General features: G+C 70.5%; 16 protein-coding genes and 2 tRNA genes. 14 read left to right on the forward strand and 4 right to left on the reverse strand.

Translation table 11 applies throughout. From position 1 onward, the window contains the following. Positions 1-55: 55 nt before the first annotated feature. The 4 genes from DQ384_RS08355 to DQ384_RS08370 all read left to right on the forward strand — a co-directional run bounded on the left by DQ384_RS08355 (position 56) and on the right by DQ384_RS08370 (position 5,186). Entirely contained in the window at positions 56-1,444 is a 1,389-nt protein-coding gene (locus DQ384_RS08355) for a PepSY-associated TM helix domain-containing protein (protein WP_114028146.1), read from the forward strand. Positions 1,445-1,755: 311 nt separating this feature from the next. Continuing rightward, entirely contained in the window at positions 1,756-3,333 is a 1,578-nt protein-coding gene (locus DQ384_RS08360; protein WP_114028147.1) for an alkaline phosphatase PhoX, read from the forward strand. 297 nt (positions 3,334-3,630) lie between these two features. Continuing rightward, positions 3,631-4,065: a nitroreductase/quinone reductase family protein gene (locus DQ384_RS08365; RefSeq protein ID WP_114028148.1), complete on the forward strand. Its 435-nt coding sequence runs from the start codon at positions 3,631-3,633 to the stop codon at positions 4,063-4,065. 224 nt (positions 4,066-4,289) lie between these two features. Next, positions 4,290-5,186, forward strand: coding sequence for a hypothetical protein (locus DQ384_RS08370; RefSeq protein ID WP_114028149.1), 897 nt, complete (start codon positions 4,290-4,292; stop codon positions 5,184-5,186). Positions 5,187-5,344: 158 nt separating this feature from the next. On the opposite strand, the gene DQ384_RS08375 is transcribed toward DQ384_RS08370, so the two are convergent. Further along, positions 5,345-6,427: an alpha/beta fold hydrolase gene (locus tag DQ384_RS08375; RefSeq protein WP_114028150.1), complete on the reverse strand. Its 1,083-nt coding sequence runs from the start codon at positions 6,425-6,427 to the stop codon at positions 5,345-5,347. Positions 6,428-6,803: 376 nt separating this feature from the next. Here DQ384_RS08375 and DQ384_RS08380 point away from each other — a divergent pair, with 376 nt between their 5' ends. Then, entirely contained in the window at positions 6,804-7,361 is a 558-nt protein-coding gene (locus DQ384_RS08380) for a hypothetical protein (protein WP_114028151.1), read from the forward strand. Positions 7,362-7,490: 129 nt separating this feature from the next. On the opposite strand, the gene DQ384_RS08385 is transcribed toward DQ384_RS08380, so the two are convergent. Further along, entirely contained in the window at positions 7,491-8,147 is a 657-nt protein-coding gene (locus DQ384_RS08385; protein ID WP_114028152.1) for an FMN-dependent NADH-azoreductase, read from the reverse strand. Between the two features lie 128 nt (positions 8,148-8,275). Here DQ384_RS08385 and DQ384_RS08390 point away from each other — a divergent pair, with 128 nt between their 5' ends. Next, the gene (locus tag DQ384_RS08390; RefSeq protein WP_220182836.1) at positions 8,276-8,854 is read left to right on the forward strand and encodes a MarR family winged helix-turn-helix transcriptional regulator; all 579 of its coding nucleotides are present in this window, start codon (positions 8,276-8,278) and stop codon (positions 8,852-8,854) included. 72 nt (positions 8,855-8,926) lie between these two features. On the opposite strand, the gene DQ384_RS08395 is transcribed toward DQ384_RS08390, so the two are convergent. Both DQ384_RS08395 and DQ384_RS42085 read right to left on the reverse strand, forming a co-directional pair. Then, positions 8,927-9,505: a GNAT family N-acetyltransferase gene (locus DQ384_RS08395; protein WP_114028153.1), complete on the reverse strand. Its 579-nt coding sequence runs from the start codon at positions 9,503-9,505 to the stop codon at positions 8,927-8,929. Positions 9,506-9,524: 19 nt separating this feature from the next. Beyond that, a complete protein-coding gene (locus tag DQ384_RS42085; RefSeq protein ID WP_220182837.1) occupies positions 9,525-9,773 on the reverse strand; it encodes a GNAT family N-acetyltransferase in 249 nt (82 codons plus the stop codon). Between the two features lie 144 nt (positions 9,774-9,917). Between DQ384_RS42085 and DQ384_RS08405 the strand changes: the two genes are divergently transcribed. The 8 genes from DQ384_RS08405 to rpmG all read left to right on the forward strand — a co-directional run bounded on the left by DQ384_RS08405 (position 9,918) and on the right by rpmG (position 15,754). Beyond that, the gene (locus tag DQ384_RS08405) at positions 9,918-10,484 is read left to right on the forward strand and encodes a MarR family winged helix-turn-helix transcriptional regulator (protein ID WP_181871095.1); all 567 of its coding nucleotides are present in this window, start codon (positions 9,918-9,920) and stop codon (positions 10,482-10,484) included. Further along, positions 10,484-13,000 (forward strand): MFS transporter, encoded by a 2,517-nt coding sequence (locus tag DQ384_RS08410; protein ID WP_220182838.1) that lies wholly within the window; start codon positions 10,484-10,486, stop codon positions 12,998-13,000. Before DQ384_RS08405 ends, DQ384_RS08410 begins: the two co-directional genes overlap by 1 nt. Before the next feature lie 47 nt (positions 13,001-13,047). Continuing rightward, positions 13,048-13,929, forward strand: coding sequence for a YceI family protein (locus DQ384_RS08415; protein ID WP_114028155.1), 882 nt, complete (start codon positions 13,048-13,050; stop codon positions 13,927-13,929). Between the two features lie 70 nt (positions 13,930-13,999). Next, positions 14,000-14,575 carry a MarR family winged helix-turn-helix transcriptional regulator gene (locus DQ384_RS08420; RefSeq protein WP_114028156.1) on the forward strand — a complete coding sequence of 192 codons (576 nt, stop codon included), beginning with the start codon at positions 14,000-14,002 and terminating at the stop codon, positions 14,573-14,575. A gap of 204 nt (positions 14,576-14,779) precedes the next feature. Further along, positions 14,780-15,007: a transposase gene (locus DQ384_RS08425; RefSeq protein ID WP_114028157.1), complete on the forward strand. Its 228-nt coding sequence runs from the start codon at positions 14,780-14,782 to the stop codon at positions 15,005-15,007. A 133-nt stretch (positions 15,008-15,140) separates the two neighbouring features. Continuing rightward, positions 15,141-15,213 (forward strand) — tRNA-Thr (locus DQ384_RS08430). A gap of 225 nt (positions 15,214-15,438) precedes the next feature. Next, positions 15,439-15,512: transfer RNA gene (locus DQ384_RS08435), tRNA-Met, on the forward strand. A 77-nt stretch (positions 15,513-15,589) separates the two neighbouring features. Further along, positions 15,590-15,754, forward strand: a complete 165-nt coding sequence (rpmG, locus tag DQ384_RS08440; protein ID WP_114028158.1) for a 50S ribosomal protein L33 — start codon at positions 15,590-15,592, stop codon at positions 15,752-15,754. Positions 15,755-15,886: the final 132 nt, after the last annotated feature.

Consider the following 15,886-nt stretch of genomic DNA (forward strand, 5'->3'; position numbering starts at 1 on the left):
CGACGTGACGCGTACCCGTTGGTGTGCGCGTTCACTGTGAACGGAGAACCCCCCGATGACCTCTACCGCTGACGTTCACCGTGCAGCCGACCCGGCCCCAGACCCCCACCCCAGACGCGCGACCTGGTCCGCGCTGCGCCCACTGGTGCTGCGCCTGCACTTCTACGCCGGAATCCTCATCGCCCCCTTCCTGCTCGTCGCCGCGACCACGGGCCTGCTGTACGCCGCGTCCTTCCAGATCGAGCGGATCGTCTACCAGCACGAACTGACCGCGTCCGTGGGCCAGACCCGCGTGCCCCTGAGCGAACAGGTCGCCGCGGCCCGCCAGGCACATCCCGAAGGGACGATCACCGCCGTACGGCCCGGCGACGATCCCGGCCAGACCACCGCGGTGCTGCTCAATTTGCCGGGCCTGGCCGAGAGCACCCAGCTGGCCGTCTTCGTCGATCCCTACACGGGTAAGGTGCGCGGCGCGCTGGAAAGCTACGGCAGCTCTGGAGCGCTGCCCGTGCGCGCCTGGCTGTCCAGCCTGCACCGCACCCTGCACCTGGGCGAGCCGGGGCGGCTCTACAGCGAGCTGGCCGCCAGCTGGCTGTGGGTCGTCGCCCTCGGCGGGCTGGCGCTGTGGCTGAGCCGGCGCCGCCGCAACGGCCGCCGTCTGCGCGGCCTGCTCGCTCCCGACCGCGCCGCCGGAGGACTGCGCACCACGCTGTCCTGGCACGGCTCGGTGGGCCTGTGGGCGGTGCTGGGCCTGCTGTTCCTGTCCGCCACCGGCTTGACCTGGTCCAAGTACGCCGGTGCGAACGTCGACGAGCTGCGCTCCACTCTCGGCTGGACCACCCCGTCGATCAGCACCTCTGCCGGTGATCACTCCTCGCATGGCGCGACGGGCCATCAGGCCGGCGCCGCCTCGAATGTGGGGGTGGACCAGGTCGTGCAGGCGGCGGCCGGCAAGGGACTGTCCGGCCCGTTGGAGATCGTCTGGCCGGGCGAAGCCGGAAGCCCCTACCTCGTCAAGGAGATCGACAAGACCGCGCCCACGCGCTTGGATCAGGTGGCGGTCGACCCGGCAACCGGGCAGGTGGTGGCCGAGTTGCGGTTCGCCGACCATCCACTGGCCGCCAAGCTCACCCGGTGGGGCATCGACGGGCACATGGGCTTGCTGTTCGGCCTGGCGAACCAGATCGTCGTGGCCGCGCTGGCCGTGGCGGTCATCACGCTGATCGTCCTGGGCTACCGAATGTGGTGGCGCCGCCGCCCGACCCGCGGCTTCGGCAGGCCTTACCCCCGCGGCGCCTGGCGGGGGGTGCACTGGGGCCTCCTGGTGTCACTGGCCTTCCTCGCCATCGCGGTGGGCTACTTCCTGCCTCTGATGGGGATCTCCCTGGCCGCGTTCCTGGTGATCGACTGCCTACTCGGGCTCCGCTCCAAGATGGCCGGCTAGGCCCCGCCCCGGTCACGTAGTCGTCAGGCGGCCGGTCGATGAGCTGCCGGCCGCCTGACGACGACGCGGAGGTCGCGAACCACGGCGACGCGACGCGGGCCGCGGGCCGGGGGAGGGGTCGGGCTGCGGCTGGGTGTGGCCGGGACCGACGTGCGACGCATGCGCACGGCTTGGTGGACACGCATGAGAAGCGACTTGTTCGACCACTGTTCGCCTTCCCGCCGGAGACGCTTCGTCTCAGTAGTCCCGGGGGCCTCTAGCTTCTCATAAGCACCCATATTTGATCATATGCAAATAAACAGGAGCAACACGTGCCCTCTTCCCGAGTCCGCACCACCGTCGTGGGCGCTGCGGCGGTGATCGCCTCGCTGGCGACCTCCGGTGTCGCGGTCGCCGACCACGGCCACGGACCGAAGTCCGACGCGACGACCGGCCCCACCACGACCGTCCCCCCGTACGTTCTGCCCGTCGGGAAGGGCGTCACCACCTCCTCGCTCTTCACCGTGGCGGACAAGCCCGCCGGCAACGGATACCAGATGGTCGGGATTCCGGACGGCCTCGGTGGCTACCGCAGCGGCCGTGACGTGGTCCTCTACATGAACCAGGAGCTGGGAGCCACCTCCGGGATCGTGCGCGCGCACGGGCAGAAGGGCGCCTTCGTCTCCAAGCTCGTGATCGACGGCAGGACCGGCGCTGTCAAGAGCGGATCCGACCTCATCACGTCCGTGCGTTACTGGGATTACCCGGGCGGTAAGTGGGCGGACGCTCCCGTGGCGCCCGCCGGCGCGGCCGCGGGCACGCACGCGAGTGCCTTCACCCGCTTCTGCTCCGGATACCTCGCCCCGGCCGGTCTGTTCAGCAACCGGTCCAAGGGTTACGCCGGCCGTATCTACTTCGCCAACGAGGAGAGCGGCGACGAGGGCCGCGTGTTCGGCGTGACCGATGACGGCGTCGCCACGCAGCTTCCGCGTCTGGGCCTGTTTTCCTGGGAGAACGCCCTGGCGGCGGCCAACGAGAGCGACACGACCCTCGTCGTCTCCAACGAGGATGGCGGCTCGGGCCAGCTTCGCGTCTACGCCGGGCGCAAGCAGTCCACCGGTTCCCCCGTCGAGAAGGCCGGCCTGACCAACGGCACGGTCGGCGCGGTCGACGTGGCCGGCCACGCGGTCGCCACCGACGCGGAGTTCCGCGCCGCGTACGGCAAGAACAAGCCGGTCAAGGTGACCTTCAACTCGCTCGACTGGACCGTGAACGGCGCGCAGCAGAACGCCGCGGCGGCCAAGACCGGCCTGTCCCTCAACCGGATCGAGGACGGGGCCTTCGACCCGCGCCGTCCGAGCGACTACTACTTCGTGACCACCTCGGGTGGGAACACCACGCCCTCGCCTGCCGAGCCGAGCGTTACCCGGGATGGTGGCGGGCTGTGGCGGCTGCGGTTCGCCGACATCGATCGCCCCGAGAAGGGTGGCACGCTGACCCTGCTGCTCGACGGCAGCGAGGCGCCGTACCTCAACATGCCCGACAACGTCACGATCGACGACCGCGGCAACCTGCTCATCCAGGAGGACACGGGCAACAACGCGCACCTGGGCCGCATTCTGGCCTATCGGATCTCCGACGGTGCGCGTGGCGTGCTCGCGCAGTTCGATGCCAAGCTGTTCAGCCCGACCGCTGACCCTGCCTCCTTCCTGACGCAGGATGAGGAGTCCAGCGGCATCATCCCGGACCCGTCGGGTAAGCCGAACTCCTACCTGTTCGACGCCCAGATCCACACCGCCAAGGGCCTGCCTGCCGGCACAGGCGCGGGCACGGTCGGGGAGTACGTCGAGCGTGGCCAGCTGCTGTCGCTGACCGTGCGGTCGTGGTCCAAGGTCTACACCGAGAAGTAAAGATTGATCCGCGCGGCCCTTCCCGGCATCGCCCGGGGAGGGCCGTTCCATGTGCGCCGACGCGCAGGGAAGGCCCTTGACAGGTGCCATGGGCCCTTCCTTGTCGAGGGAGAGCCCAGCCGTAGCAGCAGACGAACGAGCTCGTTGCCGAGGCCCGTCCCACTGGGTCCGCGCGTTGAGAATGGAGAGCAATATTCAAGCGTGAGAGCAGTGCTCTTGACTGTGAGCGGTTTTCTCGCCATGCTGGTTCTCAACTGAGAGCAGTGCTCTCTCAATCGAGCACCTGAGGAGCCGGCGATGGCCCGCTACATCCAACCGAGCCGCATCGATCACCTGTTCAACCGGACGGTCGCGGGCCTCACCCGGCTCGGGATCAGCGTCTGGGGCTCCCGGATCCTGTACGTCCGCGGCCGGTCCAGCGGCGAATGGCGCACCACGCCGGTGAACGTGCTGACCCTGGACGGCTCCCGCTACCTGGTCGCACCTCGGGGCGTCACCCACTGGGTGCGCAACCTGCGCGGCGCGGGAAACGGCGAGCTGCACGTGGGCCGCCGCGTCGAACCGTTCACCGCCACCGAGCTGTCCGACGGCGAGAAGCCGGCCATCCTCCGGGCGTACCTGAAGCGCTGGGGCTGGGAGGTCGGAAGGTTCTTCGAGGGTGTTGACGCGAAGGCTTCCGACGAACAGGTGCGGGCGATCGCTCCGGGCTTTCCCGTCTTCAGGATCAACTAGGGGGATCACCCGGGGATTACCGCTGTCAATGCGATCGCCTTTCGTAGTCACCGGCTTGTACGCGCTGGGCGGCTACCCATCGTTGTGGCTTCGCCATCACGCCGGGGCTGGGAGGGGCGCCTGGGAAGATTGCGATTTCAGGGGAGATGTGGAGTTTCCGGACAGGTTGCTGTCGGAGCTGCTAAGAAGTTGTGCGGCGAGACTCCAAAGCAGAGAGGTTCGGCATGGACCGCGACGGCCCCCCGAGTTCCCACGACGAGGATCCTCTCAAGCAGGTCGGTCCTTCGGGGATCCCGTGGAGCGACGAACCCGAGCGCCCGGTCGGCGACGTGCTTTCCGACGGTTGGACGCCCGGGCACGAACCCGATCACGGTCAGAGTGACGACCCGTCGCACCTCACCCGGCCGGACCACGAGCCATCCGAGGACCTCGAGATTCCCCAGGTCTTCGAGTACCTCTACCGCCCCGAGGACGGCGAGGGGGCCGACGACCACGAGTGGGCCGAGGGTGAAACGCCGCCGGACGACGGGAAGTGGGACCCCGACGGGGAAGGGGAACGGGGCTACCTCGGTCTGGGCTGGACCGCCGACAACGACCCCGAGGAGGAGAAGGGCGGCCAGAACAAGCGGCTCATCCTCGCCATGGTCGCGGTCGTCGTGCTCGCGGTCGCGGGCGGCTGGATCGTGTCGTCCTCGGTCGGCTCCACGCAGGAGGCGGCGTGCTCTCCTCCCGGCGACTGCGCCCCGGTGGGGCAGCAGGACCCCGCGCTGACCGCCGGCCCGTCCGCCGGCCCCAGCAGCACCGGCCCGTCCTCCGAACCCGGCGCCGAGCCTGACGAGACGACGACGGCGTCGCCGAGCGAGACGCCCACACCCGTGCCGACGACCTCCAAGGTGCGGGAGACCTCGCAGCCCACGTCCCGGCCCACACCGACGCGCACCCGTACCCACTCGTCCGAGCCGTCGCCGAGGTCCAGTAGCCGCCCCGAGCAGCCGCAGAACCCTCGGGGCGAGGACGACCCCAAGCCGTCCCCGACGCCTCCGCCGACCACGCAGGCGCCCCCGCCGGCTCCGAGCCCGACGCAGACCCAGAACGGCGGCCTTCTCGACTGGCTGTTCTGAGCGATCGGCCGGTCGGCCGCCGGGAGGCCGGCGGGCCACTCCGATCCGAAGATCGCAGGTCCCGGACGCCGTCCGGGCGAGAGGCCCGTCACCGGCGAATGCGCGGTGACGGGCCTCTCGATTCGTGTCCCGGTCGTCCGGGGACGTCGGAGTCGCTTTTACGGGGCGCAGCCGGCCAGGGCGGGGGAGGACGGGGTTCCGGTCGAGGGGCCGAAGAAGAGGTTCGCGCAGTTGATGAGGAAGCTCGGGTTCTCCTCGGGGATCCAGTGGCCGGCGTCGGGGGCGACGACCTGGCGGACGTCGTCGGCCACCTGGCGGAAGGAGTCGGCCACCGCGGGGCCGAAGACGTACTGCGAGCCCATCGCCATGACCGGCATCGTCAGCTTCTTGGAGGCGTTGGCCTTGTTGTCGGCGGCGTTCGCGGCGAAGGCGCGGTAATACTCGTACGCGGCGCTGCGGGTGGCCGGCCTGGAGTAGGCGCGGAAGTACTCCTCCTGGTCGATCGCGTCGGGGTGCTGGGCTCCGGCGAAGAGGCTGCCCAGGTAGGTCTCGACGTCGTCCTGGGTGCTGATGATGCGCTCGGCGAGCGGCTTCGGCGCGGCGTTGAAGAGGAAGTGCCAGCTCAGCCGGTATGCGTCCTCCAGGCCGTAGCCGTTGAGCGGCAGCTCCAGAACGGCGAGCCGGGACACCTCGGAGGGGTGGTCGCGCGCGTACGGATACGCGACCAGGGCGCCGTCGTCGTGGGCGAGGATCTTCACCTGCTGGAAGCCGAGCCGGTGGACGGCCTGGCGGATGCGGCGCGCGGTGGTCGCCGCGTCGAAGCCGCTGGGCGGCACGGTGGAGTCGCCCAGGCCCGGCAGATCGAACGCGATCACCGTGTGCGTGCGGGCGAGAGCGGGCATCACCTTGTGCCACTCCCACCAGGTCTGCGGCCAGCCGTGCAGCAGCACGAGCGGCGGCCCGGACCCGCCGCGCACGTAGTGCAGGATGCTCCCGTCCACCGGGACGAAGCCGTGGCGGAAGGACGTGTCGAAGCCCCGCCACGCTTGCGGGGCGCTGGCGCCCGCCTTGCTTTGCGCGCCCACTCTTTCCGTGCCCGCTCCGGCACCGGCGGCCGTGCCGAACAACAACACGGTCGCCGCGGCCACGGCACTGAGGGCGTTCCGTCCCCACTTCGCGATGCGCGGCCTCGATCTCTGTACTCCTGCGGTGACGAACTCGGGCCCTCGGTCGGGCTGCATGCCGACTCCCTCCGAATATCCGGAATGACGAAACGATCCGGCTCCTCGCATGCGGGACCCCCGTTCTCCCCATGGCCGGCACCTACCGCCCGGACTTTGGGTCCGCACAGCGCGGGACGGCATTCAGGAATGGCCTGATACGGCCGTCCTGAATAGCGTTCCAAATGTCGAGTGCCTGGCGGGGCCAACGATAACGAGCAGGTCATCACGTTGCCCTCGGGCGCTGGGGTGGCGGATTCCATCACTGGGGTGGATGGGGTCTGTGGGCCTATAGATCCTGGGGTGGCGTGGAGTGCCCAGGTGTGTCCGAGCGGCGGGGTCTGCCGTAGGCGCGGGTCTTTCGTTAGGCTTGATCCACTTGCGAGGAAGGACGGGGATGTCGCGGAACGAGCCCTTGGTGATGGCGGAGGACGCCGCCCCGTACGAAGCTCGGCGCGGCAGGGGACGCACCAAGCTGATCGTGCTGCTGGCATCCCTGGTCGCCGTGGTCGCGGTCGCCTCGGCGTTCGCCGTATCGTCGCGGCCCGCCTTTCTGGACGCCGACACCACCACCGTCGCCGCGGAGAAGGCCGTCGCCACGGTCGACGGGGTGGAGGTGCAGTTTCTGCCGGAGTACGTCGGCAAGGCGGAGGCCGTGACGGCGAAGGCCGGCGATCTGCGGGGCAAGGGGCTTCGCTGGCGGGACAAGGAGGGGAGCCGGACGGTGCAGGTGTCCGTCTTCCATCCGCGCAAGGTCAACAACTCCAACGACATCCTCGCGCTGAACCTCATGAAGGCTCCCGTGGAGCCGAAGAAGGACGGCGACCCTGTGGTCTCGCAGGACGGCACGGACATGCTCTGGATGCCCAAGAAGGGGGTGCTTGTCCGGGTGACCGTGTCCGAGCTCGCGGCCGACGACCTGGAGGCCATCGCCAAGGGCGTCCGCGTCAAGTAAGAGCCGAACAAGAGCTGTTCGAGCGGCCGGCCGGGTGGTCGGCCCCGCCCGCTCTGCCTGCCCGGGTTCGCGTGGCCCGTTCATCGCCCGGCGGGCGGGCGTGCCACCGCCGGGCGACGGGCTTCGTCGTCAGGCGGCGGACGCGGCGCGTTCGGCGATGATGCGTCCGTTCTTCTCGGCCGACTCGTGGCCGGCGCGCAGTGACTCCGCGGCCAGGGGCCGGAGCGGAGCCATGGCCTCGTGGACCTCGGCCAGCGTCAGCTCGACCTCGCTGACGTGCAGGTCCATGCCCATGAGGTCGCCGAACATCCGCCGGTACCACGGGGTGGCGTGGTCCCAGCCGGCGCGAGGCGTCCCCTCGCCGTAGCCGCCACCGCGGGTGATCACTAGCGCGGCCGGGCGTCCTGCCGCGAGCGGGGGGTTTCCCGGGGCGAAGCGGGGGTCGGTGAACAGCAGGTCGAGCCACGTCTTCACGTGCTGCGAGACGCCGTAGTTGTACAGAGGGACGGCCAGCAGGTACGCGTCGGCCGCGGCCACCTCGTCGGCCAGTTCGGCCGCGAGCGCGACCGCGCGGCGCTGGGCGTCGGTGCGGCGTTCCTCGGGAACCGCGCCCGCCGACACCGCGAGCGCCCAGGCGTCGGCGGGGACGGGCGTCTGGAAGAGGTCCCGGTGGATCACCCGGCCGCCCGGCTCGGCTTGCTGCCAGGCGGCCTGGGCGGTGTCGGCCACCTTCCTGCTGACGGACATGCCCTCGCGGATGCTGGCGTCAAGACGAAACAAGATCATCGGATTGCCTTTCTCGGTGTGCTCTGCGCAGCAGATATTATGCTGTGCAGAACATATGTCAAACAGATGAGTGGAGTCACAGACGAGTTGGGTAGCCGATCAAGAGGTCGGGCAGGTACCGTGTGTACGTGGGTCCCTCGCCGAATTCGCCGTCCGTGCCGGAGCAGAGCGCCGCTTCGGCGTCTCCGCGTCCGTCGGCCGACGCGCTGAACGGCGATCTCGGCTGGGCGCTGGGCGTGCTGCTGCGTACGTACCGCCGCGCCGCCGAGGAGGTCCTCAACGGCATTCCCGGAGGTCCGCGGGGTTACCAGGTGCTCGCGTCGGCCGTCCAGGAGCTCGCGGGCAACCAGGGCGTGATGGCCACACAGCTCGGCATCGACCGCACGGTGCTCACCTATCTGCTGGACGACCTGGAGGCCGCCGGCCTGGTGCAGCGCCGGCCCGATCCCCTCGACCGGCGCAGCCGCCGGGTGGTCGCCACCGAGCGCGGCCGGGCGGTCTGGCGGGAACGAAGCGCTGAGCTGTGCCGGGTCGAGAACCACATCCTCTCCGGCCTCGGGGGGGACGGCGCCGTGTTCCGCGATCTGTTGCAGCGGGCCGCCGCGCATGCAGACCGGCTGGATCCCTCGGTCAGCGCGTGCCAGGTCGTCGAAGAGATCGACGCGCAGGACGCCGCCGAGCTCCGCCGCCACCGCGTCCGCTCATGACGCGGGGCCGCACCTGACGCCGCGCCGCACGTGAAGCTCGGGACTTCTTCGCGGGCCCGCTGAGGCGGACGCTCAGGTGTTGTCGTTCACGCGGGCGTGCAGGTGCATGTCGTGCCAGCCGTCGAGGTGGAGGAGCGCGCTGCGCAGGGTTCCCTCGACCGGATAGCCGGATTTCAGCGCCACCCGGCAGGACGCGGGGTTGGCCGTCGAGTGGCAGATCTCCAGGCGGTGCAGGCGCAGGTCGTCGAAGGCCCACCGGGTGAGCGCCACCACGGCGCCCGGGGCCACGCCGCGGCCGCGCGCCTCGGGCAGGATCCAGTAGGTGACCTGGGCCAGGCCCTCCGGCAGGTGGACGTCGCGCAGGGATATCCGCCCCAGCACTTCACCGGAGCGGGCCTGAACCACCCAGCCGGCGTCGGTCTCCGCCTGCCAGCCCCGGCTCCACTGCGCGATCCAGGACTCGGCCTCCTCGTAGACCGCCATGCTGCGCCGGTGCCACTGCCGGATCGCGGGATCGGCGAAGGCCTTCAGGACGACCTCGGCGTCCTCGAGCGACCACGGCCGCAGGACCAGGTCACCGGAGCGCAGCTCGGGTTGCTCGTTCTCACGCATGCGGCCCGGGGGAACCACGGGGATGAGATCGGAGGGCATGAGATCAGGATGGACCAGTTCACCCGGCGGCCTCCGACCGGGGTGGCAGGACACCGCGGGACGGGTGGAGGAAGATCCGTTGCACCTCAACGTGGTCCGGTCCGTCGGGGACGTTCAGTGGGCGGGTTCGGCGATCATGGCCGTGCCGATCCGGCGGAAGCCCGTAGACGCGCGCCACGTCGTCGTCCCCCGCCGAGAGGAAGACCGTCTCGATGCCCCGCGCCCGCGCGTCGGCGACGAGGACCGCCGTGACACGTCGAGCATCCAAGCAGCACGTCGCCGTCCATGTCACCGGGTTTCGCCCCGGCCCGCGAGGGAGTCCGGACACATCGGACAGTAATTGACATACCCCTCTGAAGGTTGCCTAGGGCAATGATATATATTTGCCTAAGGCAACTAGATGGAGGCGGTCATGGCGTCAGAAGAAGGCTGCGGCGAACTGCTCGCCCGCCTGAGCGACATGGGCGCGGTGATCAAGGCGCTCAAGCGTGCCCTGCCGTTCACCGGCCCCCACGCCGGACTCGCGCTGCTCGCGACGCTGCATCGATGCGGCGAACAGCGCATCGGCGACCTCGCCGGCCTGTTCGAGGTCGACCTGTCCGTGATGAGCAGGCAGGTCGCGGACCTCCGGGACCGCGGCTGGATCGAACGCGTCCCGAACCCCAACGACGGGCGCTCCTGGTACGTGCGGCTCACGCCGGACGGCACGCGCGTGGCCGAGGAGGCCCTCGGCAGCGTCCGCCGTCTGCTGGTCGACACCTTGGAGGACTGGACCGACGACGAGGTCGCCGAGCTCTCCGGCCTGATCGGCCGCCTCCGCTCAAGCCTCGACGCGCATCGGGCCCGTGCCGCGCGGCTCCCCCGAACGGCCCGGACCGGCACCGTTCAGGCCGGCACCGTTCAGGCCGGCACGGTTCAGAGCACCGCTCAGACCGGCACCGCCCAGACCCGCGCGGCACAGACAGTGAAAGGACATTGATGACAACCGCAGTACCGGCCGGGGTGCGGGAGGCGGCGCCCGAACCGGCCGCCCCCATGTCGCACCGCGAGATCCTGGAAGCGCTGTCGGGCCTGCTGCTCGGCATGTTCGTGGCGATCCTGTCGTCGACCGTCGTCTCCAACGCCCTCCCGACGATCATCGCCGACCTGCACGCCGACGAGACCACCTACACCTGGGTCATCACCTCGACGCTGCTCGCCACGACGATCTCCACCCCCATCTGGGGCAAGCTCGCCGACCTGACGAGCAAGAAAGTCCTGGTCCAGCTCGGACTGGTCATCTTCGTGATCGGCTCGGCCATCGCGGGCCTCTCCCAGAACCCGGGGATGCTCATCGGCGCCCGTGTCATCCAGGGGCTCGGCGCGGGCGGCCTCACCGCCCTCGCCCAGGTGATCATGGCGGCGATCATCTCGCCCCGTGAGCGTGGCCGGTACTCCGGCTACCTCGGCGCGGTGTTCGCGCTCGCCACCATCGGTGGCCCGCTGATCGGCGGTGTCATCGTGGACACCTCCTGGCTCGGCTGGCGCTGGTGCTTCTACGTGGGCGTGCCCTTCGCCGTGATCGCGCTGCTCGTCCTGCAGAAGACCCTGCACGTCCCGACGCTCAGGCGCGAGGTCAAGATCGACTGGGCGGGCGCGTTCCTCATCACGGCGGCGGTGTCGCTGCTGCTGGTGTGGGTGTCGTTCGCGGGCCACAAGTACGACTGGCTGTCGTGGCAGACCGGCGCGATGGTCGGCGGCGCGGTCGTCCTCGGGCTGCTCTTCCTGCTGGCCGAGTCGCGGGCGAGCGAGCCGATCGTCCCGTTGCGGCTGTTCCGCAACAGCGCGATCAGCCTCGCCGTCGCGGCCAGCCTGTTCGTCGGCATCGCGATGTTCGGCGCGACGACGTTCCTCAGCCAGTACTTCCAGCTCGCGCGCGGCGAGTCGCCGACCATGGCGGGCGTCATGACGCTGCCGATGATCCTCGGCCTGGCCGTGTCGTCCACGGTCGCCGGGCAGATCATCACCCGGACGGGGCGCTGGAAGATCTTCCTGGTCATCGGTGGCGTCTTCCTCACGGCCGGCTTCGGCCTGATGGGGACGCTGCGGTTCGACACCGAGTACTGGATCGTCGCCGTCTACATGTTCTGCGTGGGCGTGGGCGTCGGAATGACCATGCAGAACCTCGTCCTGTCGGTGCAGAACCAGGTCAGGCCGCAGGAACTGGGCGCGGCCAGCTCGGTCGTGGCGTTCTTCCGCACGCTCGGCGGCGCGATCGGCGTCTCGGCCCTCGGCGCCCTGCTCGGCAACCGGGTCGTCAACTATCTGGAGGAGGGCCTGGCCAAGCTCGGCGTCAAGGGCCCCGCGGGCGACGGCTCGGTGCCGGTGCTGTCGGCGCTGCCCGCCCCGGTCCGCACGGTGGTCGAGAGCGCGTACGGCCACGGCGTCGGCGACATCTTCCTGTACGCGGCGCCGTTCGCCCTGCTCGCCCTGCTCATCATGCTGTTCATCAAGGAGGTTCCCCTGCGCACGTCCAACGCCGAGCAGATCCCGGCCGGCGCGGACGAGTACGCCCCGGTGCGGAACGGTGCGACGCCGGGCCGGCACGCCCAGCGGGACACCCAGGAGCTGGTCTCCGTGGGCGCCGAGCCCGCGGCCAACGGCCTCGCCTCCAGGAACGGCAGCGCGCGGGAGGCGTACACCGCCGCGGCGCGGGTGCGCGACCCGTTCGACGGGGCGGCCGGCGCGGGGGACGCGGAGGGCGGCAGCGGGATCCGCGGGTTCATCAGGGGCGCCGACGGCGGGCCTGTGAGCCAGGCCACCCTCACGCTGATCGACGTGCGCGGGCACCAGCTCGGCCGCGCGGTCACGCGGCCGGACGGCGGGTACGACCTGTGGACGCCCGGCAGCGGCACCTACGTGCTCATCGCGTCCGCCGGCGACCACGACCCGCAGGTGGCCACCCTCGTCGTCGGCGACCAGCCGCTGGACTTCGACCTGGTGCTGGCCGGCTCCGGCCGCCTGCTCGGCACCGTCCGCACCCCCGGCGGCCTGCCCGTCGCCGAGGCCATGGTCGTCGTCACCGACGTGCGCGGCGAGGTGGTCTCGACGGGCATGACCGACGCGGCGGGGGCCTTCGGCTTCGCCGGGATCGTCGCCGGCGCCTACACCCTCACGGTCAGCGCGGCGGGGCACCGTCCGGCGGCCGTGCCGGTCGAGGTCGGCACCGGCCAGACCAGGCAGGACGTCGAGCTGCTGGCCGCGGCGCAGGTCAGGGGCACGGTCCGGGTCAAGGACGGCGGCCCGCTCGCCGACGCGCGCGTCACGCTGCTGGACGGCGCGGGGAACGTGGTCGGCTCCTCGACCACCGGCCTGGACGGCGAGTACGCGTTCGCCGACCTCACCGGCGGCCAGTACACCGTGATCGCCAGCGGGTACCCGCCCGTGGCGAGCACGCTCAACCTCTCCGGGCAGGGCGACGAGGCGTACGACCTCGTGCTCGGCCACCCCGAATGACCGCGGGCCGGGGAGCGGATCGGCAGGCGAGCGGAAGAGGGGACCCGATGCAGACCACGAGGAACGCCTGGGACGCCGGCCCGCACCCCGCGGGCGGCGCCCCGGCGCCGGGGCGCGGGCTGCGCGCCCAGGTGCGGACGAAGGACGGCTGGGCGGTGCAGCACGCGGTCGTCACGGTGACGGACAGGTCCGGACACCAGGTGGCCAGGGCCGAGGCGGACACCGACGGCGCGGTCGCGACGCCGCCGCTGAGCCCCGGCGTCTACACGGTCGTGGTGACCGCGATCGGGTACGCCCCGGCCGCCTCCACGGCCATCGTGACCGCTTCGGGCGCCGCCGAGCTCGGCACTCTCGTGCTCGCGCGGCAGGGCGGGGTGGAACTCCCGCCGCCCGGCGTCTGGACGATCGATCCGGCCCACTCCAAGGTGGCCGCGACCGCCCAGCACCTGGGGCTGTCCAGCGTGCAGGGACGGTTCCACGAGTTCGCCGGGCGCATCCAGGTCGGCGCGAGCGCGGAGGAGTCCGCCGTGGTCGCCGAGATCGACGCCGCGTCGATCGACACCGGCAACCGGATGCGCGACGACCACCTGCGCTCGGCCGACTTCCTGGACGTGGGACCGTTCCCGGTGATCTCCTACCGGAGCACCGGGCTGACCCCGGACGGGCGGGACCGGTGGACCGTCCACGGCCTGCTGACCATGGCCGGCATCACGCGTCCGGTGGACCTGGAGCTGGCCTATCTCGGGACGAGCCCCGATCCGTGGGGCGGCCTGCGCGCGGCGTTCCGCGCCACCACCGAGCTGCGCCGCGAGGACTTCGCGATGAACTACAACCAGGTCGTGCAGGCCGGGATCACGCTCATCGGGGCCACGCTCAAGGTCGAGCTGGACGTCCAGGCCGTGCAGGGGGAACGCGTGCCCGAGTCCTGATCGTTGTCGAGGACGGGCGTCCCCGGGCGCGGGCGTTCGATACTGAGAACAGGAGAGAGGAGGCTGCACGATGACCGAGACCCAGGCGGCGCCGTCCGCCGAGGCACCCGGGGCGATACCCGGTGATCAGTACGAGGCGTACTGCGCGGTCGAACGTCAACTGGGCGTCCTCTTCCGGCGCTCGCGCGCGATGTCCGCCGAGATGGGCCGCGAGGTGCACCGGGAACTGGAGCCGGGCGCGTACGGCATTCTGGTCCGCATCGACGAGGCCGCCCCGGCCCGGCCGAGCGACCTGGCCGCCTACTTCGGCGTGGGCAAGGGGACGATCAGCCGTCAGCTCAAGGTGCTGGACGAGCTGGGGCTCATCGGGCGCCAGCCTGACCCGCTCGACGGCCGCGCCCATCTGCTCGACCTGACGCCCGAGGGACGGGCAAGGCTTCTGCGCGCCCGTACGGCCCGCCAGCGGCGTTTCTACGCGCTGCTGGGCACCTGGCCGCAGGAGGACGTCCGGCTGCTCGCGCGCATGCTGGAGCGCTTCAACGCCCTCGCCGAGAGCGCCGGCCAGACCGCGGGGCAGACGGAGAGCTCGGGGCAGACCGAGACGGCGGGGCAGATGGAGAGCTCGGGGCAGACCGGCCGGGCGTGAGCCGGGTGTCCCTGGCATGCTCCCTGCGCGGTCGGTGCGTGCTGTCTGCAGGCGCTCTCGTATGCGACCGTCGCTCCCGGCGCCGGCTCACTGTTCCTGTGTCGTGGGGCTGACGTGCTCTTTCTCGCTGGAGGGTCCTTTGGTGACCCAGGGATGCGTGTCGTTTCCCGAAACTGACGGTGCTTGGGCATACTCTGACCGGCTATGGAGACGCGCTGGGTCGGGCCTGACGGCTACGAGATAACGGCCGCGACGCGCGGTGACCGTCAGGTGCTCCGCCTTCGCCGGCACGGAGAGCTGGTCGCCGACTGCTTCTCGGTGGACGAGCTGCGCCGTTTCGTCGACCTCGCGGATCTGTGCGAAGTGGTCACCCTGCCCTTCGGCGAACGGTCGCCCAGGTCGACGCGGAGGCGCCGCGAGGCCGTCCGCTGACCCTCGCATGCCCCTCGCGGGCGGGGCGCCGGGACGGGTTCCCGATGGGCGTTCTGATTCGCATCGGCCGCGGGGTCCGTGTATGGTTACACCTGTCCACAGCGACGCGGGGACGCGGAACGCGGGTGGGCAGGCCCCTTTAGCTCAGTCGGCAGAGCGTCTCCATGGTAAGGAGAAGGTCTACGGTTCGATTCCGTAAAGGGGCTCGACAGCGCAAACGCCCTCTCCCGGTTTCCGGGGTGGGGCTTTTCGCTTGGGTGGGTTATCTGACCGTGCTCAATAGTCCGCCTGCTGAATAAAGGGGAAGTGCAGGCGTCCAGCGATCAGGCATACTGGGAGCACCCAGCCCAGACCGGGTACGGGCACACGTGTGCGCGATCGTCGTACAGGTCGGGTATCCTTTCCAAGCCGGTCGCGTTCGTCGACCCTGAGGCGGAGTAGCTCAGTCAGGCAGAGCAAGCGGCTCATAATCGCTGTGTCGCCGGTTCAAGTCCGGCCTCCGCTACTACCCTGCCGGGTTTCCTGTGAAGGTCACCTGGTTCGGGTTGTCCATGTGTCCCAAACGTAGAAAGGCACTCCCACGTGGCTGCCACCGACGTTAGGCCGAAGATCACGCTGGCCTGCCAGGAGTGCAAGCACCGCAACTACATCACGCGGAAGAACCGGCGCAACGACCCGGACCGGCTTGAGCTGAAGAAGTACTGCCCCAACTGTAAGTGCCACCGTCCCCACCGCGAGACGCGCTAGGCGTACGCCGCCCCGCGCCCTGAGGGCGCCGGGAGGGGGTCGTGGACGGGCCTTTCGAGGTCCATCCGGTCCGCCGGGTTTCCGAGGTACGTGATCGCCGGCCGTCACGGTCTTCCGCCGATCCGTCCGGGG

The organism is Sphaerisporangium album, from assembly GCF_003323745.1.
Classification (GTDB): domain Bacteria; phylum Actinomycetota; class Actinomycetes; order Streptosporangiales; family Streptosporangiaceae; genus Sphaerisporangium; species Sphaerisporangium album.

Bases quoted from the DNA above. Each gene is read 5' to 3' on its own strand.
- DQ384_RS08365 (WP_114028148.1), top strand. From the start codon at position 3,631: ATGGCCCGCTACATCCAACCGAGCCGCATCGATCACCTGTTCAACCGG.
- DQ384_RS08370 (WP_114028149.1), top strand. From the start codon at position 4,290: ATGGACCGCGACGGCCCCCCGAGTTCCCACGACGAGGATCCTCTCAAG.
- DQ384_RS08425 (WP_114028157.1), top strand. From the start codon at position 14,780: ATGGAGACGCGCTGGGTCGGGCCTGACGGCTACGAGATAACGGCCGCG.
- DQ384_RS08395 (WP_114028153.1), bottom strand. From the start codon at position 9,505: ATGCCCTCCGATCTCATCCCCGTGGTTCCCCCGGGCCGCATGCGTGAG.
- DQ384_RS08405 (WP_181871095.1), top strand. From the start codon at position 9,918: ATGGCGTCAGAAGAAGGCTGCGGCGAACTGCTCGCCCGCCTGAGCGAC.
- DQ384_RS08385 (WP_114028152.1), bottom strand. From the start codon at position 8,147: ATGATCTTGTTTCGTCTTGACGCCAGCATCCGCGAGGGCATGTCCGTC.
- DQ384_RS08415 (WP_114028155.1), top strand. From the start codon at position 13,048: ATGCAGACCACGAGGAACGCCTGGGACGCCGGCCCGCACCCCGCGGGC.
- DQ384_RS08380 (WP_114028151.1), top strand. From the start codon at position 6,804: ATGTCGCGGAACGAGCCCTTGGTGATGGCGGAGGACGCCGCCCCGTAC.
- DQ384_RS08375 (WP_114028150.1), bottom strand. From the start codon at position 6,427: ATGCAGCCCGACCGAGGGCCCGAGTTCGTCACCGCAGGAGTACAGAGA.
- DQ384_RS08355 (WP_114028146.1), top strand. From the start codon at position 56: ATGACCTCTACCGCTGACGTTCACCGTGCAGCCGACCCGGCCCCAGAC.
- DQ384_RS08410 (WP_220182838.1), top strand. From the start codon at position 10,484: ATGACAACCGCAGTACCGGCCGGGGTGCGGGAGGCGGCGCCCGAACCG.
- DQ384_RS08420 (WP_114028156.1), top strand. From the start codon at position 14,000: ATGACCGAGACCCAGGCGGCGCCGTCCGCCGAGGCACCCGGGGCGATA.